This window comes from Vampirovibrio chlorellavorus (genome assembly GCF_003149375.1).
Classification (GTDB): domain Bacteria; phylum Cyanobacteriota; class Vampirovibrionia; order Vampirovibrionales; family Vampirovibrionaceae; genus Vampirovibrio; species Vampirovibrio chlorellavorus_B.
On the sequence record NZ_QFWH01000003.1, the window covers coordinates 179,172 to 201,100 of the forward strand.

18 protein-coding genes and 1 tRNA gene are annotated in these 21,929 nt (G+C 56.2%); 12 read left to right on the forward strand and 7 right to left on the reverse strand.

The window, feature by feature from the left end:
* Window positions 1-356 precede the first annotated feature (356 nt).
* Window positions 357-839 carry a hypothetical protein gene (locus tag DF283_RS05395; RefSeq protein WP_303673705.1) on the forward strand — a complete coding sequence of 161 codons (483 nt, stop codon included), beginning with the start codon at window positions 357-359 and terminating at the stop codon, window positions 837-839.
* Entirely contained in the window at window positions 815-1,603 is a 789-nt protein-coding gene (locus DF283_RS05400) for a hypothetical protein (RefSeq protein WP_303673706.1), read from the forward strand. Before DF283_RS05395 ends, DF283_RS05400 begins: the two co-directional genes overlap by 25 nt.
* A gap of 185 nt (window positions 1,604-1,788) precedes the next feature.
* Here DF283_RS05400 and DF283_RS05405 read toward each other — a convergent pair whose 3' ends face one another.
* The 4 genes from DF283_RS05405 to ligA all read right to left on the reverse strand — a co-directional run bounded on the left by DF283_RS05405 (window position 1,789) and on the right by ligA (window position 7,881).
* Entirely contained in the window at window positions 1,789-2,334 is a 546-nt protein-coding gene (locus tag DF283_RS05405; protein ID WP_303673707.1) for an adenine phosphoribosyltransferase, read from the reverse strand.
* Window positions 2,335-2,398: 64 nt separating this feature from the next.
* Window positions 2,399-5,065: a single-stranded-DNA-specific exonuclease RecJ gene (gene recJ, locus DF283_RS05410; RefSeq protein WP_303673708.1), complete on the reverse strand. Its 2,667-nt coding sequence runs from the start codon at window positions 5,063-5,065 to the stop codon at window positions 2,399-2,401.
* A 220-nt stretch (window positions 5,066-5,285) separates the two neighbouring features.
* Window positions 5,286-5,666 (reverse strand): hypothetical protein, encoded by a 381-nt coding sequence (locus tag DF283_RS05415; RefSeq protein WP_303673709.1) that lies wholly within the window; start codon window positions 5,664-5,666, stop codon window positions 5,286-5,288.
* Between the two features lie 124 nt (window positions 5,667-5,790).
* Entirely contained in the window at window positions 5,791-7,881 is a 2,091-nt protein-coding gene (ligA, locus tag DF283_RS05420; RefSeq protein WP_303673710.1) for an NAD-dependent DNA ligase LigA, read from the reverse strand.
* A 166-nt stretch (window positions 7,882-8,047) separates the two neighbouring features.
* Here ligA and DF283_RS05425 point away from each other — a divergent pair.
* The 6 genes from DF283_RS05425 (at window position 8,048) to DF283_RS05450 (ending at window position 12,269) form a co-directional block, all read left to right on the forward strand.
* Window positions 8,048-8,138 (forward strand) — tRNA-Ser (locus DF283_RS05425).
* 411 nt (window positions 8,139-8,549) lie between these two features.
* On the forward strand, window positions 8,550-9,050 hold the full coding sequence (locus DF283_RS05430) for a hypothetical protein (RefSeq protein ID WP_303673711.1): 501 nt from the start codon (window positions 8,550-8,552) through the stop codon (window positions 9,048-9,050).
* Window positions 9,051-9,718: 668 nt separating this feature from the next.
* Window positions 9,719-10,087 carry a hypothetical protein gene (locus DF283_RS05435; protein ID WP_303673712.1) on the forward strand — a complete coding sequence of 123 codons (369 nt, stop codon included), beginning with the start codon at window positions 9,719-9,721 and terminating at the stop codon, window positions 10,085-10,087.
* 286 nt (window positions 10,088-10,373) lie between these two features.
* Window positions 10,374-11,024, forward strand: coding sequence for a hypothetical protein (locus tag DF283_RS05440; protein ID WP_303673713.1), 651 nt, complete (start codon window positions 10,374-10,376; stop codon window positions 11,022-11,024).
* A 152-nt stretch (window positions 11,025-11,176) separates the two neighbouring features.
* Complete coding sequence (locus tag DF283_RS05445) at window positions 11,177-11,554, forward strand: hypothetical protein (protein WP_303673714.1); 378 nt, start codon at window positions 11,177-11,179, stop codon at window positions 11,552-11,554.
* Between the two features lie 139 nt (window positions 11,555-11,693).
* The gene (locus DF283_RS05450; RefSeq protein ID WP_303673715.1) at window positions 11,694-12,269 is read left to right on the forward strand and encodes a type II secretion system protein; all 576 of its coding nucleotides are present in this window, start codon (window positions 11,694-11,696) and stop codon (window positions 12,267-12,269) included.
* 151 nt (window positions 12,270-12,420) lie between these two features.
* Here DF283_RS05450 and DF283_RS05455 read toward each other — a convergent pair whose 3' ends face one another.
* Both DF283_RS05455 and DF283_RS05460 read right to left on the reverse strand, forming a co-directional pair.
* Window positions 12,421-12,939, reverse strand: coding sequence for a hypothetical protein (locus DF283_RS05455; RefSeq protein ID WP_303673716.1), 519 nt, complete (start codon window positions 12,937-12,939; stop codon window positions 12,421-12,423).
* A gap of 362 nt (window positions 12,940-13,301) precedes the next feature.
* Window positions 13,302-14,183, reverse strand: a complete 882-nt coding sequence (locus tag DF283_RS05460) for a transporter substrate-binding domain-containing protein (RefSeq protein WP_303673717.1) — start codon at window positions 14,181-14,183, stop codon at window positions 13,302-13,304.
* 382 nt (window positions 14,184-14,565) lie between these two features.
* On the opposite strand from DF283_RS05460, the gene DF283_RS05465 reads away from it, so the two are divergent.
* Window positions 14,566-15,666, forward strand: a complete 1,101-nt coding sequence (locus tag DF283_RS05465; RefSeq protein ID WP_303673718.1) for a hypothetical protein — start codon at window positions 14,566-14,568, stop codon at window positions 15,664-15,666.
* A 34-nt stretch (window positions 15,667-15,700) separates the two neighbouring features.
* Here the strand turns inward: DF283_RS05465 and obgE are convergent, their stop codons facing one another.
* The gene (gene obgE, locus DF283_RS05470; RefSeq protein ID WP_303673719.1) at window positions 15,701-17,014 is read right to left on the reverse strand and encodes a GTPase ObgE; all 1,314 of its coding nucleotides are present in this window, start codon (window positions 17,012-17,014) and stop codon (window positions 15,701-15,703) included.
* A gap of 236 nt (window positions 17,015-17,250) precedes the next feature.
* Here obgE and DF283_RS05475 point away from each other — a divergent pair, with 236 nt between their 5' ends.
* The 3 genes from DF283_RS05475 to gyrB all read left to right on the forward strand — a co-directional run bounded on the left by DF283_RS05475 (window position 17,251) and on the right by gyrB (window position 21,920).
* Window positions 17,251-18,255 carry a M23 family metallopeptidase gene (locus tag DF283_RS05475; protein ID WP_303673720.1) on the forward strand — a complete coding sequence of 335 codons (1,005 nt, stop codon included), beginning with the start codon at window positions 17,251-17,253 and terminating at the stop codon, window positions 18,253-18,255.
* Window positions 18,256-18,317: 62 nt separating this feature from the next.
* A complete protein-coding gene (locus DF283_RS05480; RefSeq protein ID WP_303673721.1) occupies window positions 18,318-19,151 on the forward strand; it encodes an endonuclease III domain-containing protein in 834 nt (277 codons plus the stop codon).
* Between the two features lie 318 nt (window positions 19,152-19,469).
* Window positions 19,470-21,920, forward strand: a complete 2,451-nt coding sequence (gene gyrB / locus DF283_RS05485) for a DNA topoisomerase (ATP-hydrolyzing) subunit B (RefSeq protein WP_303673722.1) — start codon at window positions 19,470-19,472, stop codon at window positions 21,918-21,920.
* Window positions 21,921-21,929 lie beyond the last annotated feature (9 nt).

Here is a 21,929-nt window from a genome sequence, read left to right on the forward strand (position 1 = left end):
ATCATCGAAGAGATTCACTGCCGAGCGGCTTCAGGATAGTCATAGCAAAGTTATTTTAGTAGTAGTAGTTGATTCGCTAAACTTCCAATCTTCAGCAAGCGCCGAGTGAGAAAGCCCAGGTAAACCATATAAAAAGTCGTCGTTTTGGAATTTGAATAGAGTTGAAGGGTTATACGAATCCGCCCTGTCACAGCGTTCTTTGGGTATCAATCTGAATCTGGATTCGATTAAGTCAAGCGGATAGAAATTCATTATGTTCACAAACCAATGCTCTAAATGTGGAGAGGTCTTTGAGACCAAGAATCCCAAGCGGGTGATTTGTCCCAACTGCCTGTACCCGGAAGGTGCGGCGCCCGGTGGACGTCCCAGTGGTCCTCCCCAGTACCAGCAGCCACAGCGTCCCTACCAGCCTCAGGGGGGATATGCCCCACAAGGCGGCTACGGGCAACATGGTGGATATAATCCGCAAGGCGGTGGCGGGTATGGTCCGCCGCAAGGAGGAGGCTATCAACAGCGTCCTCAGGGGTACGGCCCGCCGCAGGGTGGGTATCAGCAGCGTCCTCAAGGATACGGCCCGCCGCAAGGGGGCGGATACCAGCAGCGTCCACAGGGCGGCGGTTATGGCCCGCGTCCGGGTGGTCCACGTCCCGGTGGTTTTGGTGGCCCGCGTCCTGGTGGCCCACGCCCCGGTGGTTTTGGCGGTCCACGCCCGGGTGGCCCACGCCCCGGTGGTTTTGGGGGCCCCCGTCCGGGAGGACGTCCCGGTGGTTTCGGTGGCCCGCGTGGTGGACGCCCCGGTGGCCCGCCCAAGAAATTGCTGGTCACCAAAGAGCAGTTGATTGAGATTGAAAAGCTCTACAAGAATTGCTTGCCCCTGCCCAATCCGGATGTCCACGAGGTGATTGGCGAGCAGATTAATCTGGCGCCCAGCAAGGTATTTTTCGGAATTAATCTGGTGCGGGAAAAAATGCGCCTGCCCAAGCTGGAATACCCCAAGCGCAAGCTGGCGGTTACGCCCGAGCAATTAATGGCCATTGAAACCCTCTATGAGCCGTATTTGCCTTTGCCGCCCTTGGGCATTCATAAAATTATTTCCAAGCAGTTGCGCATGGATGAGTGGCGGGTCCACGTGGCCATCGGCCTCATTCGTAAAAACCGCAACTTGACCCGCTGGAACGAAGAACGGGATGATCTCCCGCCGGAGATGAAAGAGGCCCAGCAGCGTTCTCGGGAAGAGCGTGAGAAAGCGGAGCTTGAAAAAGCGGCAGCCAAAGCCCAGGCGGCCAAAGAGGCCGCTGAGCGTAAAGAGGCCAAAGTCTCTGAATCCGCTGAGGAAAGCGCCCCTGCTGAACCTGTTGTGGCGGTAAGCGCTGACGCCCCAGAGGCTGCTGAGGCCGCCGAAGAAGTGGTCGAAGCGGTTGTGGCCACCAAGCCAGCGCCCAAACCTCGGGCTACCCGTACTAAAAAAGCAGCGGTGGCCGAAGTGGTTGAGCTGTCCCCGGCGGACGACGGTGCGGACGCATCCGACGGTGAAACTGAGGAAGCCCCGGCCCCGGTGGCGAAACCCAAAGCGCGGGCCACTCGGGCCGCCAAAGAGAAATAAATTTCTCTGGCTACCATTTTCTCGAAAATACTGATAATCAGGCTGTCCTCTTTAAGTAGGATGGCCTGATTTGTTGTTACGAAGGTCTTTCTCTATACCCTTCTCTGTCTGTGGGTTGGATGCCCATCAAAAAAGCCGCCTCTGGTAATAGAGACGGCCTTAAAGAGAAAATTCCGAGTTTGTGTCTAGAACTGGATCATGGCGTGGGTGTGTACCAGCGTGGGGAGTTGCTCCCGACCGTGCAGGAACTCCAGTTCAATCAGGAATTGAATGCTGACCAGTTCGGCCTTCAGCTTTTCCAGCAATTTGCAGGAAGCGGCAGCGGTACCGCCGGTGGCCAGCAAGTCGTCAATCAAGGCCACCCGAGCGCCCGGCTCCACGGCATCGGCGTGGATTTCAATGGTGTCGGTGCCGTATTCCAGGTCATACTCGTGTTGCTCAACCAGACCCGGCAATTTGCCCTTTTTACGGATGGGAATAAAGCCAGCGCCCAGTTTGTAAGCCAGCGCGGCGCCCAAAATAAAGCCACGGGACTCAATGCCCGCCACGTATTGAATCTTTTTATCTTTCAGCTGGTAGTAGAAATAGTCCACCACCTGATTGAGCAAGACGGGGTCTTTAAGAACCGGGGTAATGTCCTTGAACAAGATGCCGGGCTTGGGGAAGTCGGGAATTTCACGGATCGCCGCCTTGATTTTGTCAACGGCGATATGCTCCTGAGTGGTTGGCATGAGTGCGGGGTTCCTGTCGCTTCTGATTAATGACTGAGAGTTGAAACTTGCGAATTCAGTGTGATTACACTGGGGCTGAGACCTCTGGCTGCGAGCCTGGCTCGTAATTGATCGCGGAGGCCATCAGGGCCGTTGATGAATTTAACACAAAGTCACTCAATATGGATGCGTTCAATGTGGATTTAATGGTGGCAATGGGGGTTTTGAGAACCCAGGCCCGGAATTTGCCGACTTCTTTCAGGGCTTGCTGGAAAACGGCATACTCCAGCCGTCGGGTGATGTCCTCCTGACTGCTGGCGTTTTGGGGGAGGAGCCTCACTTGTAGTTTCTGCAAATTGCCAGTTTCGGCGACACAGCTTTCCAACAGGTTCAGTTTTTCCAGCAGCATCAGACCGTGGGTGACCACCGCTTCGGTGGTGGCCAGCTGAGAAGCGAATGCAGGGACTTCCAGCACCTGGCTTTCCTCGCCCCGACGCAAAATCTGCACAATCAGCTTCAGATAATTCTGCTCGGAGGCAAAAATGGGCACGCTTTGGTATTTTCCGCCCACCAGATGAATGACCTCGGGCCGAACCCGCTTGAGCAGAGCCTGAAAGCTCTCCGCTGAAGGGGGCAAGTCCCACAAAATGAGTTCCTGAGCTGGGGTTAATTGAGTGCGGGTTTTCAGTAGACTTTCATTCAGGAAGGGAATATCCGGCTTTTTACCCTCGTGATAGATCAAAACGCTGCGTTGATCCTGCAAAGGCAGCATCAATTGCCCAATGAACACATCAATGGATTCCCGCCCCCGGTGATCAATCCATTGGGGCCCGCTGGGTTGGCTCTCGGACTCTGCCTGTGAGGGGACGGTTTTAACGATCGTTGTCACTTCGGGCTTGAGGGCTGCCACCTTGGCTGGCTGGACGGCTGTTTGGGCGGGCTCAATTGCCGGAGCGTTTTGGGTTTCGGTACTGAGTCTGGCGGCCTGATCGGTTTTGTAATCTTCAATAATCAACTGGACTTTGGTGGTGCCATTAAAGCTGTTGAGCCCCGGAACCACTACAAAGCTGTAGGGGGCTCGGGCGTCAAAGCGCTCTTTGCGGCCAAAGTTCCAGATGATGGCCTCCAGCGGGGTGTTGGATTCCCCTTTTTGGCCGTTTGGATTGGCCAGCACCAGCTTGATATGCCGTTCGTCCTCGCCCATAAAGCGTTGGGCGGCCACATTCACATTCTCCAGCACGAATTTGGGCGACGGGTTTGCCATGCCAAAGGGGGCCAGCTTGTCGATGAGCGTGAGCAGGTGGGGATTAACCTGGCTCCAGACCAGCTTGGCGTCCACTTCCACTGACGGGCGCATCTGTTCCTCGGTAATTTTGGCTTGGCAGATCTGGTGCAAGTCTCGCTTGAAGGCCTCTAGTCGATCCAGCTTCAGGGCAAAGCCACCCGCTCCCGCGTGGCCGCCAAACCCCAAAAAGTAGCGCTCCAGGGCCAACAGTTCGTCATGCAGGTGAAACCCCGGAATCGAGCGCGCCGAACAGCGCACCTCGGCCTTGCTCTCATCGACCACCATCATGAACACCGGCACATGGTACTTTTCAATCAGCCGGGAAGCCACAATGCCGATGATACCCGGGTTCCAGTCCGGGCTGGCCAGTATGATGGCCCGTTTGTCATCCAGACCGCCGCTTTTTTGCAAATGCGCTTCGGCTTCCAGATAGGTCTGATCGCAGAGATCCCGGCGCTTGCGATTTAAAAACTCCAAGTGGGCGGCAATGACCCGGATGCGCTCCGGGTCTTGCGAGGTAATCAGCTCCACCCCCTGATCGGCCCGTTCCAGCCGGCCTAAGGCATTCAAGCGGGGGCCAATGGTGAAGCCCAGCGTCTCACTGGTAATGGGGGCGTCGGCCTTGGCTCCCGCCTGCTCCAGGATTTCGTTAAAGCCGGGACGCTGTCTGCGGTTCAGAACCTGCAAGCCCCGGTACACCAGCCAGCGGTTTTCATGCACCAGCGGCACCATATCTACCACCGTGCCTACGGCCACAATGTCCAGCAGGCTTTCGGCGGCCCGTTGGGCTTCATCGGCGGGCATGGATTTTTCCAGCAGAATTTCACACAGTTTATAGGCCACCCCGGCGCCGCACAGGTGCCCCATGGGGTGGTTGGCATCCACTTCCGTCAAAAGCCGTTGAGAGTTGATATTGGCCAGCGCCGGGGGCAAATTTTCCGGCAGGGCGTGGTGATCGGTGACGATGGTGTCCACACCCAGCCCGTTGAGCAGGCTGACTTCCGGAAAGTTGGTAATGCCGGTGTCCGTGGTGATGACCAGCTTGAGTTTGCGGGAGCTGGTCAGGCGAACCAGCGCCGCGGTGTTTAAACCGTGTCCTTCTGTGGCCCGATCCGGGATATAAAAGCTGACGTTGGCCTTCAGGTGCTTTTTCAGCGTTTCATACAGTACAGACGTCCCGGTAATGCCGTCCACATCAAAATCCCCGTAAATGAGGATGGGCTCCTGAGCCTCAATAGCCTTGAGGATGCGGTTGACGGCGGGCTCCATATCCGGCAGGGCCCAGCCGCTGGTGGGTTGATAATCTTGCAGGTTTAAAAAGGCCCGAATGTCATCCGGGGTGCGTAAGCCCCGGTTGGCCAGCAATTGGGCAAGAAGGGGTGAGCCTTCCGTAGCGTCCAGAATCTCTTGGGGGAATGGGGTGCCTGATTGGTGGATATGGTCTCGGAACTGCCAGATAGAAGCCAAGTGGAAATCTCCTGTGGGTGAGCGTGATTCAGAATTGCCCTGTTTCTATTGTACGCCCTGCCACTATTTGCGATACGAGTAGCAGCTTAAAAGGCCAATGATCACGGATACAAACCGATACAAACAGTTACAAAAACCGGTTCGTACAATCCAGAAACAGCATACCCGAGGCATCTCTGAGTTGAACACAGGACAATGCTCGGTTTTTCAAACCCAGTCGCTAGTGTTTGGGAGACTTTGGCTCCGGGCTTGATGCCTGAGACTCATCAGCCTGCGTTTCCAGCGGGGCCGCCACGGGAGAATCCAGGGATTTGGCGGTGGCGTCCTTGGCTGATTTGCCAGCTTTGCTGGCGTTGGGTTTCACGAATTCCAGCTGGATTTCCGGCTTGAAGACCATTTTCAGGATGACCAGCACAATCCCCCACAGCAAGAATCCTTGATACAGGTTGATTTCAGGGCCTTTGACCCCTTCAAAAACCAGAGCGTTCCACAGAACCATCATGAAGGAGGCCGGGAGGGCCAGAAATACCAGCACAATGCCCAAAATGGCCAACAAGAACACCAAGACGCTGGAAAGCCCCCGGAAGTGAAATACGTGCATGAATGGTTTCTCCAATTTACCTGCCGGTCACTGTGGTTGGCCAAGAATTGGCATTAACTCTTTTCGGTGCCGGAGGAACGCTTTACGGATGGGGAAAAGGGACGGGTTGGATGAGTCGGACCACTCAGGAAGCGCCTTCTGTGGCGACTGAATCCAGCATGGCCAGTAAGTCTGACTCGCTTATTATTTTAACACCAAGTTGCGCCGCTTTGGCTAGCTTGGAGCCCGCTTCGGTTCCGGCCAGCACGTAGTCGGTTTTCTTGCTGACGGAGCCCGAAATTTTGCCGCCGTGGGCCCGAATCAAATCGCTGGCCTCCTGACGGGACAGCGAGGGCAGGGTGCCAGTCAGCACAAAGGTTTGATCCTGAAAGCGGGTGGAGGTTGCTCCCAATCCTGAATTATTCTGGGTTTCTTGCAGAGAAAAGCCAAAGTCCCGCAGTTGGGTCAGGAGTTGCTGGTTGCCCGCATCGGCGAAAAAGACCACGATGCTTTCCGCCACCTTCTCGCCCACACCCGGGATCTGGGTCAGCGTTTCCAGGGAGGCCTCACTGATAGCGGAAATGCTGCCGAAGGTTTGGGCCAGCAATATGGCGGTTTCCTGTCCCACGTGCCGAATGCCCAGCCCGTTAATGAGGCGGGCCAGCGGTTGCTCTCTGCTTTTTTGGATGGCGCTGTAGGCGTTTTCCGCGGATTTCAGGGCCATGCGCTCCAGGGTTAAAAAGTCATCCACGCTTAATTTATACAAATCCGCCGGGGATTCCACCAGACCACTTTCCACCAGTTGCTCCAGCAGGGCGGGGCCCACGCCGTCTATATCCAGCGCCCCTTTACTGACCCAGTGCTGCAAGCGACGCAAGATTTGAGCCGGGCATCCGCTGGGGTTGTTGCAACGCAGGGCCACTTCCCCGGGGAACGCAACCACGGGGGCCTCACAGACCGGGCAGTTTGTTGGTGACAGAACCGGTTCATGCGCAGAGGCGGGACGCTTTTCCAGCACCACTTCAATTACTTCCGGGATAATTTCAGCGGCCTTTTGTACTTTGACTGTGTCGCCCGGGCGCACGTCCTTTTTGGCCAACTCTTCAAAGTTGTGCAGGGTGGCTCGTTGCACGGTAGAGCCGGAAATCAACACCGGTTCCATAATGGCCACCGGAGTGATCACGCCCGTGCGGCCCACGCTGAACTCAATCTCCAGTACCCGGGTTTCCTGAACCTCGGGCACATACTTGAAGGCCACCGCCCAGCGGGGGCTTTTGGCCGTGTAGCCCAATTCGTCCTGCCAGCGTAGGGTGTTGACCTTGACCACCACCCCATCGGTGGCGAAAGACAGTTCCCGACGGGCCTGATCCCAGTGACGCACAAAGGCCATGATCTCCTGAAGGCCTTGGCAGTGCTGCTTGCCGGGGTTGGTTTTAAACCCCCACCCGCTCAAAGTTTCCAGCATGGCCCAATGGGTTTTGGGCAGCGGCGCTTGGCCTGCTTCTAAAACAGTCGCCCCGTAAAAAAAGGCGTCCAGATTGCGGCTGGCGGTGATGCGAGGGTCCAGTTGCCTTACTGAACCCGCCCCGGCGTTGCGGGGGTTGGCGAATTCCGGCTCGCCCCGCAAATTGCGCTCCTGATTCAGTTGGATGAAGGCCTCCTTGGGCATGAAGACCTCTCCCCGAATCTCTACCCGCTCAGGGACTGTTGAATCTCCGGTGACCGGGATTTTCAGGGGAATGCTCTTGATGGTTTTCAGGTTGCTGGTGATGTTTTCGCCTTCCGTGCCGTTCCCACGGGTGGCTCCCCGCACCAGATGCCCGTTTTCATACAGCAGGGTGACGGCCAGCCCGTCGATTTTCAGCTCCGCCACGTAGTCGATGGCGCTATCCGGCTTGTCCAGTAATTTTTCCACCCGCTTTTCCCAGGCGATCAGATCGGCTTCGGAAAAGACATTATCCAGACTGTACAAGCGCACCGGGTGTTTGACGGTTTCAAAGACCTTCAGGGGGGCATCGCCCACCCGCTGGGTGGGGCTGTCCGGGGTGATTAACGCTGGATTTTGCTGCTCCAGGGCCACCAGCTGATGGTAGAGCCGATCGTAGGTGGCATCGTCAATTTCCGGGCGATCCAGTACGTAGTACAGGTAATTGTGTCGGTTCAGCTGCTGGCGCAGGCTCTCTATCGTTTGTTCGGCGGAAGCCATGGGGGTGGGGGCGTCAAGGTTACTCATCATGAGCGGAGTATAGCGAAAAATCCGCCCATAGAAAACGGGAAGCCTCAATCAGAACTTTCAGAATTTGGGAGTGTACATTTTAAATGCCTTTGGGTATAGTTTCATCCACAGGTTGTGGAAACGTTTTTTTAAACGCTTCCGTCCCTTCCCAGGGAAACCCTCTGTTGGAGCGGTGTCCGAGTGGTTTAAGGTGCAGTCCTGGAAAGACTGTGTTGGTCTAAAGCCAACCGGGAGTTCGAATCTCCCCCGCTCCGCCACTTTTTTTCGTGTTCGTGTATCCTTCCCTTTTTCTGGGTTCATTCTTTTGTCTACCAATTAATGAATTGGTAGACACACCTCGGCAGGTACGCCTACTTTAATATGTAGGCTTAATCTGCAAAAACGGCGCGCACGATGGTTATTGATCGGTAGTTGTCGATCAATGGTTGATGATCAAGAGTCCAGCTTCAAGGCTCGTGCTTCAAGTGGAATCCCCTCTAAAAACGCTGTTTCAAATCCCAGTGTGCAAATCCCGGTCTTCAAGTCCAGTGTCCTGGAAGGTACAGGTTCGAGGGACAGCGCATGGCACCCCATGAAGTCCTTTCCTCTGGCGGCTGATGCGAGAACCGGGCTGGCTGGAACGTCGTCTTTGAATTGGTTTTTCTCTGTTTGTATCAGGAGGTTTGGCAATGATTACTTTGGGTAACGCGCTTCGGTTTGGGGGACATCATAGTCAGGAGACCCTGCGGACCAGTCGATTCTTGTTGGGCTCTCCGGTCGCTTCTATTGGCAGCCCCTTTGGTAGCGATGTGTCCCTGTCCTCCAGACGCAGTGAGTCTCTGGAGCGATCCCCCAGAGGGGAGCGGAAACCGGCTGTCAGGGGCGAATTAACCAAGCTCGCATATCAACAGGCCATTCACAGTACGCAAGCCTACATGGCCCAAACGCTGAAGCTGGTGAACATGATGAACATTGCCGCCATGCAGGGGAAAGAGACCCATCAAAGCCTGCTCACCCGGATTCGCTCTACCGAAATGGACGCTCATGGCGCAGACATGATCCTGAATGACCTGAACCGGACCAGTGAGGCCTTTGACGATTTGCAGCAAGACTTGCAGCGGCTGGTGCAAAGTCACCATCAGCTGGTGAAGACCGTGCGGCAGGACCCTCGCTTTGATCGCAAGGCTTGAGGCGATACAGCCTTGCCCAAGGAGGCTTTACTCCCGGGCTTGAGGCACTTGCGCTTTGCTCTGTTCAGGAGTTTGATGCTCAGGGCCAGTGTATTGGCTGAAGCGTGCAGGTAGGCCTGTGCAAACTTCAAAAAGCGACGGGTGTCTGTAGGAGTGCGAAAACAGTAACCTGAGCCGGAAAGCCAAGCGCGTTTGCGGCAGCAAACACGTGGATGGGGCTCAAGAGCAGCCTTTTTAAAAAGGGAAAAAGACCCAAAGCCAATGGCTTGAGCCTTTTAGGGACAAACGAGGTGGTTTATGTGGATTCTATAGGCAGTATGGCCTTGGTTGCCGCACTGGCTCATCCACTGAACAATGGAGTCAAAGAGGCACAGGCACGGGCTCCTGTAGAAGATGGAGGGTGAAATTCGCCTCAGCGGAACAATGCTTTTTATATTACAGCGCCGGAGGGCCGATCCACGGCCTTTGCAGATCCATTGATGGCAGGACTCTTTTCTGAAAAGTCGAACTGAAAATCAACCATTGGGTCGGGGCGGAATTGATCTGCGGATCAATGCAATCGGGGGCCGCCTTTGTCATACTAGGAGTGTAACGAACAAAGCGATGTGGATGGCACTCCGTTCGACATACCCGGGTTCACGCAAACCACAGGGATAAGCGAGGAAGTTATGGTTGATAGTATTTCAGGGAAATCCAATCCAATTCAGGACAATGGTCTGCTGAACGTTGATCGGCAGCAGTCCGTGGAGAAAACCAACCTGGAGTCGGCTCGGGAGGGACAGTCCGCAGGCCTGGGCAAGCTGCTGGATGAGGCCACCATTTCGGATGAGGCCAGAAAAGCCTATGAAAAGGACAAGGAAGTGATGCGTTTCAGCCGCCTGGCCCAGCGCATTCAGGTTCCCTTTGATGGCGAAAAAGTGGCCCAAATCAAGAATTTGCTGGATAACGGCAGAATTAACGAGTACCTGCGCAATATCAATACGGACGAACTGGCTCAAAGCCTGCTCGATTCCCCGTCCGCCGCTTTTTTGCGCTAGAACTGCGCGATCGGTTTGGGGCCTCTTTCAGGTAAAGGGGTCTCAATATCCAAAAAAACTCCTGTGGATTGCCAATAGGCCTCATCGGCAAAGCCGGTTGGGGCCTTTCCTTTTGGCTTAGTTTCTTGGGTTGGTTTCCCGATGAGCCGGTTGCCTGAAATCAGGGGGCGCCTGCCTGTTTGAAGATCCTCCATTTGATGGAGCCAACTTGCCCTCAAGGTTTTCCCCCTCCTACCGATAACCGGGTTATCTGGTCCCCGATCGGTTGAACGAAGGAGTTTACCTGATGCCAAGTCCGTTGGGTTTTAGACATAAAAGCGCCGCTTTGCTTCTGTTGGCCTGTCTGGTATGGACAGCGGCCCCGGATTTGACCGCCGAAGCCAAAAAGAAGGCTGCCAAGGTAGATCCGGCTGCGCAGGCGGCGGCGGAGGCTGAGGCCAAGGCGAAGGCCGCTGAAGCGGAGCTGCAAAAAGGACTCACCCCGCTGGCCACTGATTTGACCAGGCTGATGATGCGCATTCAGGGGCGGGGGTTGCTGTCTCCTGAGGAGGCGGGCAAGCTGGTGGAAATTAAATACAAATTGCTGGACTTGATGGAGCAGTACCCGCAAAACCCCATGTTGGCCAAGCCCCTGTATCAGGCAGGCACGCTCTTCTCCGAGCGGGAGGCTTATAACGATGCCTTTGAAATGTTTCAATACCTGGCCCAGGGGTACATGAGCAATCCCTACGGGGCCAAGGCCAAAGGACAAATCCAGATGCTGGAGCGCAAGTTCGGGGCCAATTACTTCTCCGTGGAGATGGCTGCCCCGGTGGCCCCGCCTGCGACCGCTGAAACTCCCCCGGGCGCCGTTGCCAGTGGGAGTCCCAAAGCACCGGGTACCCCGGTTACGCCAACCACAACGCCACCCGCAGCGCCCGCTGCCCCTAAGAAATGATGCTTCAACGGAGCTTATGTAAAGGATTGTAACGAAGGGGTCAGTCCGCACTTCAGTTTTTTCCAACCCGACACGATACATTCACAAAACAATAAACTTCCCACGGACAGCACTGATTACCGGAGCCAATTGTCGGAGATCAATCAACCCCAATGACTGTTTTTCATCAGCTTGAATCCCTGCCCATCGCCTACTTGCTGGTGCTTGGCTGGGTGCTGTGCGCCACGGTGACTGGTAAAATCCTGGGGCGCACGCTGCTGGATTCTACCTCAGGCTCTGTGCAACGGTTGTTGTCCCGTGATGTGGGTATTGAGCTTACCGCGGACAGTTTGCCCGTTCACGTGTTTGAGAAGGCCATACTGGACAGTCTGAATGTTCAGATTGTGTTTCATTGTATTGGCGATTTTGCCAGACTGGTGGGGGGATCAACCTTACAGCCGGTCTTGCTGGTCAATCCACGAACGCCTGAACCGTTGTACCCCGAAAGATACTGGAGTGGATGTCCGCCTGATTGCTGTTCCCGGTTCTAGCGAGCCTAGATTGTTTGGTGGATTTTTGGGCTCAATACAGCCCGGGATTTATCCAAACTGGCGCAAGAACGCTAGACTATACAGTAAGTTGGGATTAGGCGTTACATCTTTGACAACATTTTTTGGAGGTATTTGTTTCATGAACCAGTTTAAGCGTCAACAAGGTTTCACTTTGGCGGAACTGTTAATCTCTCTGGCCATTTTGGGGGTTATTGCCACTTTTACCATTCCTAAAATTCTGACCTCTTCGGCCAACGGGCAGAACACGGCCATCGCCAAGGAAGTGGCCTCCATGATTTCAGCGGGTTTTTCCACCTACACGCTGAATAACGGGGTGGCCAACACGGTTGCCCCTGGTGACTTGACTCAATATTTTAACTATGTGTCCACCACCACTTCCGGTACGCCCAGTGCGGCCACCACTGGGCAGGCCTTGCAGACCTGTAGCGCTACCTTGCCCTGCATGCTCCTGCACAACGGGGGGGTACTCCAATGGGATACTGCCCAGACCTTGAACGGAACCACCACCACCCACGCGGTTACCTTCAACCTGGATCCCGACGGGGCCGGTGCCCAGGGACGGATAACCTTCTGGCAGTTCGCCAACGGTCGCTTTACCACCGGTGGTCAACTGGCTGGTATTACGCCACAGTCTTCGGCCATTACCTTAACCACCACCACCACCGACCCCAGCTATCTGGCCAACTGGAACTAGGTTTAAAATACGCCTGAACGGGCTCCCTGTATGACAGGGGCCTGTTTTGGCCTTTGTGGGGTGTCGTGTGTCATTCCGTTTCAGTCATGCGGTGCATTTGTTCGGATTCCGGGAGCGTATCATTGCCTCAGGCATTCCCTCAGGCATTCCCTCAGGCAATGCCTCCGGCCCGAATGCGCTGGACCAGCCCGGGTACGATCTGGCTTTTGAATCGTTGGACAAGGCTGATCTCCTCAGGCGCTAACCCGACTCCCACCGGGAGCGCTTGCAAGGGGAGATGGGAGGAAACGGCCTGAGGGCGGGGTCGGTGGAGGGCTGTTGTCAGGGGTTGCCTGAGGGAAAAGGCGTCCGCCGCCCGATGAAAGGCCTCCAGCGTTTGATCCAGCCGCTGCAGGGTGGTGTGTTGCCCTGTGGTCTGGGCCAGCTTGCGGGCCACCCGGACCGCCAGATTCATGCGGCACCAGTAGGCGATTTCAGGATGGGTCAGGGCGGCTATCATGGCGTGGCGAACATGGTGCCCTCTGGGCAGCGTGGGGCTGTGGCCATGAGGGGCTTGCGCGTATATTTCCCGAAAGATCTGCGCCGCCCCTGGGCCCATCTGCCGCATCCGCTCCAGGAACTGCTGGGCCTGAGTGGGGCTTGCCGGGGTGTTGTGCGGTCGGTGGGACATACAGGCTCCTTTATGGGAAAGGAAGGCGGCACATAGGGAAAGCAGACTGCAAGAAAAGCGGCAGTCAGCCCAAGAGAGACAGGCAGGTCAGGTCATGCCCGCAATTAACTTGAAAGATTGCGTGAAAGCTGATTCGCTGAAAGCGGAGGCCAGCCCCGGCAAGAGATCTCGCGGGCTTGGCTGGATATTCAGATTGTCCTCACTACGTATATGAAAACCGGGTTCTTTTCTGTGTGAAAAGAAGGCGGGGTTGAATCGGATGGGGGGCATTGCCACACGGCTTGCCCAAAAGACATATTATTGATCGAATCTGGATCTATCATAGCAAGGTTGAGAATTATTCTCAAGTGGTTTTTCAAAATCTAGGGCGCTTGTGGGAGGGCGCAGGACTTGAGTGGTTGCGACTCCAGCTTCCAGCGGACTGTCAGGCGCTTCAGGGTGCCGTCAGCCCGCATGGCCTGAAGGGCCTGATTGACGCTTTGTTTCAGGCTGTCGGACTGATGGGGGTGGCCGCTTTTGCGAAAAGCCAGTCCGTAAAGCTCCTGGGACAGGGTTTCCGGTAAGCGCCGAACATCGCATCGCTCTGAGAGCAAGCCATGGAGCAAGGCGTCATCACTGCTCAGGGCCTCTCCCTGTTTGGCGTTAAAGGCGCTCAAGGCCTCGCTAAGGGTGGGGAAGGTTCGGTATCGGGCCTGTGGAAGGCGGGCTCGAATGGTGGCTTCACTGGTGGTGCCTGCCACCAGCAGGATCGTTTTATGGCGCAGATCGCTCAGGTGTTTTGCCGGGCTGGCCTTTGGGACGATCACGATCTGTTGGGCCACAAAGTAGGGCTCACTGAAGTCCATCAGTGTGGCCCGTTCGGGGGTAATACTGAGGGTGGCGGCCACCAGGTCAAGGCTGCCGGTATTCAGGGCCATCAGCCGGGTGGAGGCAAAGACCTGATGGAAACGCACGGCCTCGGCGTTTCCCAGAAGTCGCCGGGTGATTTCTTTCAGCAGGTCAATATCAAAGCCTTGTGGCCTGCCCTCAGCGCTCAGGTAAGCAAAGGGATGGCTGTTGTAGTGGACCCCCGCCCACAGTTGCCCCCTCTGCTGAATTTGGGAGAAGGTGGGGGCGCTTTGGCTGTGGGTGCAGGCCATTAAGGCAAAAAGGCCCACGCAGCCAAGCACAAGGAGTGCCGCCGGCATGGCTGTGCGCAGGACAGTGGCGGCTGCCAGACTGGATGGCCGGTTGTGTTCTCTCATGGTTTTTACCAAAAGCTGTTTCTGCCAAGCGCTGATACGCTGGATCACAAGTATGGGCCTCCGCCTCCTGCCCCGGCTGGCCGGTCAGTCCAGGGGCCGGGTTGATCGTCTCCGCAACCAGCATATCGCACCTGCCCTGATTCTGAACAGCCTTTTGGGTAGACGGTCATTATGATTCCGCTATGATTCCAATCGACAGACTGTCTGGGCTGCCCGCACGTCCGGGGACCTCTTTCGGGTAAATCGAGACGCCTCCGCATAAAGCGGGCTCAACTTTTGAACGGGTTGGCCGATACTGGATCAGTGCGGCCCGCTTCGGGCGGTAACGGATGTCGACGTTTCAATACCTCGTCTCAATGACGAATCTGGAGTTCCTTCGCTTGTGAGTTTTATTGGCCCTAACTTCAGACCACCCGGACAGTCGTCCTATCAGTCCCGGGGCCCCGCCCAGGGGGAGGGACTCCAGTCCACTGGGGGGCCTGCTCATCCGGAGGGCGTCAGTCCGGGGAATTATACCCGGCCCGCAGGGTCGGCTTTGCCTGCCGGAACTTTGCCTTTGGCGGCCCTGATGGCTGGGAATCTGCCCTTGCCTGCCGAGGACTTGGCCCGATTGCTGCGAAATTTGTTTCAGTTGCCCAAGGACATGATTCAGCTGTTGGCCCTGTTGTCGGAGCAGGAACCGGCAGTGGGGCAGGCCTTGCTGGAAGCGCTGGCGCAGGAAGAAGCCAAAGTACCGCTGGAGGCCTTGCAGGATTTTTTGCAAGGGCGGGTGGATACGGCCCAGCAGAAATTACTGAAACTGTTGCAGGGGAATCCCTCGGCCATGGCGGGCTTGGGGGATGTCGGCACGCTGATGCAGGGGCTGGGCGAGCTGGCCGATAAAATCAGGCAGGGGCCGCAAGGGACCCTGGATGCCACGGTCACCCTGTACCTGCCCTTTTACCCATTGCATCCGCCGCAAGCCTTTACCCTGCGCTTTGAAACCCCGGAGGAAGGGGCTGAAGGGCGATCCGAATCGGTTGAGCCCCAACTGGTGGTGTATGTGGAGACCCTGACTCTGGGCGCCTTTCGGGCGGTGATTTTGCCGGACGCCGACAAGCCTGCCGGTCATTGGCAGGCCGTGATGTCGCACGAGGCCGCAGCGGGGCCTTACCTGCAAGCCATTGAAACGGGTCTGCAAGAAGCCGCTTCGGGTTCAATGCCCATTCGTTTGCTGTTCGCCCCCAACGCCAGTGAGCGCAATGCTCAGGGGGGCAAGGGTGACCCGGTGACTACGGAGGCAGCCTCTTCTCAGGGTTCAGTAAATCAGCGTTCGATAAATCAGCCTGCTTCTGATGGGGGAGGGTCCGCTGGCCGACAGTCGGTGGGCTTGCACCCGGCGGGGGGCGTCTCCGTGCTGGCCATTCAGGTGGCCTATCTGCTGATTCGGGTCATTCTGGAGCTGGACAATCGCAATGCCCTGCTGAATGCAGGAAGTGCTTAACCCGGGTTCCGGCGAGGCTTGTAAGAAGTGCCTTTTAATCTTCAAGCGAGAGGGGCAGGGCCATGGCGTCTTCATCATCCGGGTAGTAATCAAATTCCAGTCCGGCCATTTGCACAATGTGCCCCTCTTCGGCGCCTTGGCGGGCCAGTTCCTTGTACACGCCCATGGCCTTGATGATGTTCATGAGGCGCTGGGAGGCTTCCCGGTTTTTCATGTCCGTCACGCTGAACAGACGGTCGATTTTTCCGCTGACCACGTTAAAGACTTTGCCTTTGCGATGAATCTCAAAGTGGCTGTCATCGTTGTCAAAGGCCCGTAAGTCGGCCACCAGAGGAACCACTTCCTCATCCGGCGGCAGTTCTTCCAGCATGCGGAACACGTGGTGCAGCAGCGGATCAATGCCCTGATGGGTGACCGAGGAAATGGCAAAGACCAGTCCCTGGGTTTTCTGGGCCAGTTCCGCCCGGTAATGCTCCAGTACCTCTTCAGGCACGGCGTCTATTTTAGAAAGCACAACCACCTGCGGCTTTTGGGCCAGCCTTTGGCTGTACTTGGCCAGTTCGGTATTGATTAAATCAAAGTTGGGAATAATGGTATCCTCCGGGGCGGACAGATCCACCAGATGCAGCAGCAGGCGGGTGCGCTCCACGTGGCGTAAGAACTCATGCCCCAGGCCAATGCCTTCGCTGGCCCCTTCCACCAAACCGGGAATGTCGGCCACCACAATGCCATCGCCGTTGGGTTTTTTAACCACACCCAGATTGGGCACCAGCGTGGTGAAGGGGTAATCGGCGATTTTGGGTTTGGCGGCGCTGATCACACTGATAAGGGTGGATTTTCCGGCGTTGGGCAGGCCAATAATGCCCACCTGAGCCAAAAGTTTTAACTCCAGTTCCAGATTGCGCTCAATGGCTGGTTCGCCCGGTTCCGAAAACTGGGGGGCCTGACGCTTGGAGGAGGTAAAGCGGGAGTTCCCTCGTCCCCCCCGGCCACCGGCGGCCACCAGTACCCGATCGCCCGGTTCTCGCAGGTCGGCGATGGCGTCGCCGTTGTCGGCGTCTCGAATGATGGTGCCACAGGGCACCCGAATGGTCAGATCTTTGCCGTTTTTGCCGTGCATGTTTTTAATGCCGCCCTTTTCCCCGTCTTCGGCCTTGAAAATGGACATGTATTTAAAGTCCATCAGGGTATTCAGGTCGCTGGTGGCCTCGATAAAGACATCACCGCCCCGACCGCCGTCCCCTCCCGCCGGGCCGCCAAAGGGCACGTATTTTTCCCGTCGCCAGGCCACCATGCCGTTACCGCCGGAGCCGGACATTATGTGAATGGTAGCCTTATCAACAAACATGGGGAAATCCTTATTAAACAGGGGGTGAGGGAGGGAATCGAATGAGGGATGGACACTGGGCAACAGGCCTGAGGGTTGTTTGCCCGTATCGGCCGTGGGCCCTATGGTACTACAAACCGGGGACAGGTTCACGCTTGGCTGGATGGGAGTGGCCTCGTTATAATAAGTAGAAAGGTCTTTCTGGTTTGCGCCAGCCTTGGACCGATGGCCGTATTCAATAGTTGGGAGCGTGTGTTTTGGGCGTAAAACGATATGGTGTGTTGCCGCTGGCTTTAATGGTTTTACTGGCCGGTTCCTGGTTGGCCCAGTCTCAGCCGGTGCCCTTGCCGGGCGCCTCGAATGATGCGGGGGAATGGACTCCGGCTGCCAGCCAGGCGCACCCTTCCGCCAAGCCCTGGGCTACCCATGCCGTGGCCAGCAGCGCCGGGCCCGCCAACGCCGCTCAAGGCCTTCAATTGAAATCGACCAGCACGGTGAAACAGGGGGAAGTGTTGAAAGTGACCCTGCAACACGCCACCGGCATGCAACTGGGCACCAACGATTACGCTTATGCCACGCTGGCCGGACGCAAAGCACGACTGTTCAGCCAGCCCGATGGCCAATTATTGGCCCTGTTGCCGGTTTCCGTGTATGAAAAACCCGGGGTGTACCCGCTTTCCATTTACAATGCCGCCGGGGTACCGGTAAAAACAACGGATATCACCATTCAGGATGGCCGCTATAAAACCCAGAATGTTTCTGTAAGCAAAGGCACCGCTGGACTTCAACCCTTACCCGGTGAGCTGGAAGCCATTCAGGCCCTGAAAGACACCGTCAGTCCGGTGCGTTACTGGGAAGAGCCCTTTGTCAGTCCCACCGTGGATTGCCAGAACTCCCCGTTTGGGGTGAAGCGTTACCACAATGGGGTGTCGACCGGGGATTATCACAAGGGCGTGGACTTGCGTTCTCCCGCGGGGCGACCGATCAAGGCCACCGCCGCTGGCGTGGTGAAAATCGCGACTATGTACCGCTTGCACGGGGGCACCGTGGGGCTGGATCATGGACAAGGCATCGGCTCGGTGTACATTCACATGTCCAGGCTGGCCGTAAAGCCGGGAGAAACGGTCAAAAAAGGCCAGACCATCGGCTATGTGGGCTCTACGGGATTTGCTTCCGGGCCTCACCTGCATTGGGGGCTATACGCCAGCGGCTTGCCGGTCAATCCCAATCAGTGGGTGGCCAACGTGCCCAAGTGTAACTAGGGCTTTGCCAGTGCCTTTGGCATAGAATAGGGGCGTGTTGGTAAGTTCCAGAGGCACCGGTTATGCCCACCCAGTCCAAATCCCCAAAATCGCCCAAGCCCGATTCAAAGTCATCGCTTCAAAAGACCGCTTCCAAAAAATCGGCTAAAGCGCCTGTTGCCAAGGGTTCAGCTCGTGCGGACAAGGCCCCGTCGGCCCCAAAGGCAGTAACGTCCGCATCCGCCTGCCCCATGGACACCCACACCATGTGTCAGGTTTTGGAAACCTTGACCCACACCTATCACTACCATCCCATGGGGGAGTTGACCCAGCATGACCCTTACAAGGTGCTGGTGGCTTGCGTCCTCAGTTTGCGAACCAAGGATGAAGTGACCATGCCCGCCAGCGAACGCCTGTTCGCTCATGCCGATACGCCTGAAACAATGGTGCAACTGCCCGTTTCCCAAATCGCCGAGCTGATTTACCCGGTGGGCTTCTACAAAACCAAGGCCCAGAGTATTCTGGATTTTTCCCAGAAGCTGCTGGACGATTTTGCCGGAGCCACGCCCAAAACCATCGAGGAACTCCTGACCCTGAAAGGGGTGGGGCGAAAAACGGCCAATCTGGTGGTGGGTCTTGGGCACGGGTTGCCCGCCATTTGCGTGGATATCCATGTGCATCGCATCTGCAACCGGCTGGGCTATGTGCAGACGAAAACCCCCGATGAAACGGAAATGGTGCTGCGCCAGATTTTGCCCGGCCCCTACTGGAGCGTGATTAACACCATGATGGTGCTGCACGGTCAGCAAATCTGTCGTCCCATTGGCCCCCATTGTGAGGTTTGCCCGGTGGCCGATTTTTGCTGCAAGGTGGATGTGAAGCCCCGCGCGGGAAAAGCGGTGAAAAAAACCGGTTAAAATCGGCGGCCATTGTGAAACGCCTTGTTACAATTGCGTTTGGCCCACCTTGGGATTGCCGGGTGCCCGTGTTATAATCGTACCTGCCAAAAGGTTGATGGCTTCATAATTGTTCGGTTTGAGTCCGCTTTGACTGGCCATGCCATGATGATGAGTCCGATTTGAGCTTTGTCTTTGGACTTCGTCGTTGAGGCCACCGGTGACCCGCAACTATGAGACCGCGTTTACTCGTCGTTCTTTAGAAGTCAATCCCAATGGTAATCAGCCGTTTTTTGCGACCGGCCACCCTGGTTGCGATAAAATCACAGGATACCGTCCATGATAGAGAGCGTTCCCACTATGACCCAATCCCAGTCTTCTTATGGCGCCGATCAAATCCGAGTACTGGAGGGGCTGGAAGCGGTTCGGTTGCGGCCCGGTATGTACATTGGCTCTACCAGCCAGCGGGGCCTGCATCACCTGGTTTACGAAATCGTGGATAACTCCGTGGATGAGGCCTTGGCCGGGTATTGCACTGAAATCCAGATCACGGTGAACGAAGATGACAGCGTGACCGTGCAGGACAATGGCCGGGGCATTCCGGTTTCCGTCAAGGCCGATAGCGGCAAGTCCGCTTTGGAGATTGTGCATACCGTCCTGCACGCCGGGGGCAAGTTCGGGGATGGTGGTTATAAGGTTTCCGGGGGCTTGCACGGCGTGGGCGCCTCTGTGGTAAACGCCCTCAGCGAAAAAATGGTGGTGGAAGTCTACCGGGAAGGGGCCACCTGGAAGCAATCCTACGTGCGGGGCGTTCCCCAGCACGATGTGGAAAAGGTGGGCGAGGCCCATATCACCGGCACCCGCACCAGCTTTTGGCCGGACGCCGATATTTTTGAGACCACCGTTATTGATTGTGACGTGATTTCCACCCGCTTGCGGGAAATGGCCTTTTTGAACAAGGGCCTGAAGCTGGTTTTCACCGATAAAAAGAGTGACAAGACCGAGGTTTACCATTACGAGGGCGGGATTGGCAGCTACGTCTCCTACCTGAACGAAAACAAAACAGTGATTTTTGACCCGCCCTTTTACGTGGAAGACACCCGGGACGGGGTGCAGGTGGAAGTGGCCATTCAGTACACCGATTCTTACTCGGAGACGGTGCTGAGTTTTGCCAACAACATCAACACCCACCACGGCGGCACCCACCTGACCGGTTTCCGCAACGCCCTGACCCGCATTGTGAACGAATACGGGCGTAAAAATAACGTCATTAAAGACAATGAAGCCAACCTGAGCGGTGATGACATTCGGGAAGGTCTGAGCGCCATTGTCAGCGTGAAGGTGCCCAATCCCGAGTTTGAGGGCCAGACCAAGGAAAAGCTGGGCAACAGTGAAGTACAGGGTATTGTACAAAACGTCATGAGTGACAAATTGGCAGATTGGCTGGAGCTGAATCCCAAGCACGCCAAGCTGATTGTCTCCAAGGCGGTGTTGGCCTTACAGGCCCGTGAAGCCGCCCGGAAGGCCCGTGAATTGACCCGCCGCAAGACCGTCCTGGAAAGCAGTACTTTGCCCGGCAAGCTGGCCGATTGCTCCAACCGGGAGCCGGAGCGTTGCGAAATCTATATTGTAGAGGGGGATTCCGCCGGGGGTAGCGCCAAGCAGGGCCGAAACCGGATGTTCCAGGCCATTTTGCCCCTGCGAGGCAAGATCCTGAACGTGGAGCGGGCCCGTCTGGATAAAATCTACAACAACACCGAGATTCAAAGTCTGATTCAGGCGCTGGGCATCAGTATTTCCCGGACGGAAGAAGAGTTTGACATGGAGCGCCTGCGCTACCACAAAATCATCATCATGACCGACGCCGACGTGGACGGGGCGCACATTCGCACCCTGTTGCTCACCTTCTTCTTCCGTTACGCCCGCCCCCTGGTGGAGAACGGTTTTGTCTATATCGCCCAACCGCCATTGTACAAGGTCAGCATTGGACGGGAAGAGCGCTATCTGTACAACGATCGGGAACTGGACCGCATGATGACCGATCGGGGTGTGGCTGGTCTGGAGCTGTTTGATAAGGATCGCAAGGTTTCCGTCAAGGAAGACAGCCTGAAGGCCATGTTGTCCGATATCAACAAGTACCTGTCGGCCCGGAATTACCCGCTGTTCAGGTATCTGCCCAACGAGTTGCTGTTCTGGCTGCTGGAGAACAAGATTGAATCGTCTGAATTGGCCAGCGAAGAGTCTGCCAACGGACTTTTGGGCAAGATGAAGGCCCAGTTCCCCAAATACACCTTCAGCGTGGAGTCTCACCCGGAAACGGATCGGTACGTGTTGCTGATTGATGATCCGGAGAAAGTGACCAGCGCCTCCGATGCCGATTCCTTTGTGCGTATTTCCGTGGAGTCTCTGGATTGTCTGGAGTTTGAGCGTCTGCGGGAACTGCGGCCCAAGGTGGAACCTTTCCTGCCTACCGAACAACGCCCATTGTTGCTGGTGATCGCTGGTAAAGAGGAACGGGAAATTCAGGCTGTGGAAGACCTCAAGTTCTTTGTGGAAGAGCGTGGCAAGAAGGGCACCCAGTTGCAGCGCTTCAAAGGCTTGGGTGAAATGATGCCCCAGCAGCTGTGGGACACCACCATGAACCCGGAAACCCGCACCTTGCTCAAAGTAGAGATTGATGAAGCGGCCACCGCCGACAAGATGTTTGACATCCTGATGGGCGAGCGGGTAGAACCCCGTCGTAACTTCATCGAGACCAACGCTTCCACGGTTAAAAACCTGGACGTGTAGGGCTACCCT

Excerpts from the sequence above, each read along its gene's own strand:
- DF283_RS05405 (WP_303673707.1), bottom strand. The coding sequence starts at position 2,334 with ATGCCAACCACTCAGGAGCATATCGCCGTTGACAAAATCAAGGCGGCG.
- DF283_RS05415 (WP_303673709.1), bottom strand. The coding sequence starts at position 5,666 with ATGCACGTATTTCACTTCCGGGGGCTTTCCAGCGTCTTGGTGTTCTTG.
- ligA (WP_303673710.1), bottom strand. The coding sequence starts at position 7,881 with ATGATGAGTAACCTTGACGCCCCCACCCCCATGGCTTCCGCCGAACAA.
- DF283_RS05430 (WP_303673711.1), top strand. The coding sequence starts at position 8,550 with ATGATTACTTTGGGTAACGCGCTTCGGTTTGGGGGACATCATAGTCAG.
- DF283_RS05435 (WP_303673712.1), top strand. The coding sequence starts at position 9,719 with ATGGTTGATAGTATTTCAGGGAAATCCAATCCAATTCAGGACAATGGT.
- DF283_RS05440 (WP_303673713.1), top strand. The coding sequence starts at position 10,374 with ATGCCAAGTCCGTTGGGTTTTAGACATAAAAGCGCCGCTTTGCTTCTG.
- DF283_RS05445 (WP_303673714.1), top strand. The coding sequence starts at position 11,177 with ATGACTGTTTTTCATCAGCTTGAATCCCTGCCCATCGCCTACTTGCTG.
- DF283_RS05450 (WP_303673715.1), top strand. The coding sequence starts at position 11,694 with ATGAACCAGTTTAAGCGTCAACAAGGTTTCACTTTGGCGGAACTGTTA.
- DF283_RS05455 (WP_303673716.1), bottom strand. The coding sequence starts at position 12,939 with ATGTCCCACCGACCGCACAACACCCCGGCAAGCCCCACTCAGGCCCAG.
- DF283_RS05460 (WP_303673717.1), bottom strand. The coding sequence starts at position 14,183 with ATGAGAGAACACAACCGGCCATCCAGTCTGGCAGCCGCCACTGTCCTG.
- obgE (WP_303673719.1), bottom strand. The coding sequence starts at position 17,014 with ATGTTTGTTGATAAGGCTACCATTCACATAATGTCCGGCTCCGGCGGT.
- DF283_RS05480 (WP_303673721.1), top strand. The coding sequence starts at position 18,318 with ATGCCCACCCAGTCCAAATCCCCAAAATCGCCCAAGCCCGATTCAAAG.
- gyrB (WP_303673722.1), top strand. The coding sequence starts at position 19,470 with ATGATAGAGAGCGTTCCCACTATGACCCAATCCCAGTCTTCTTATGGC.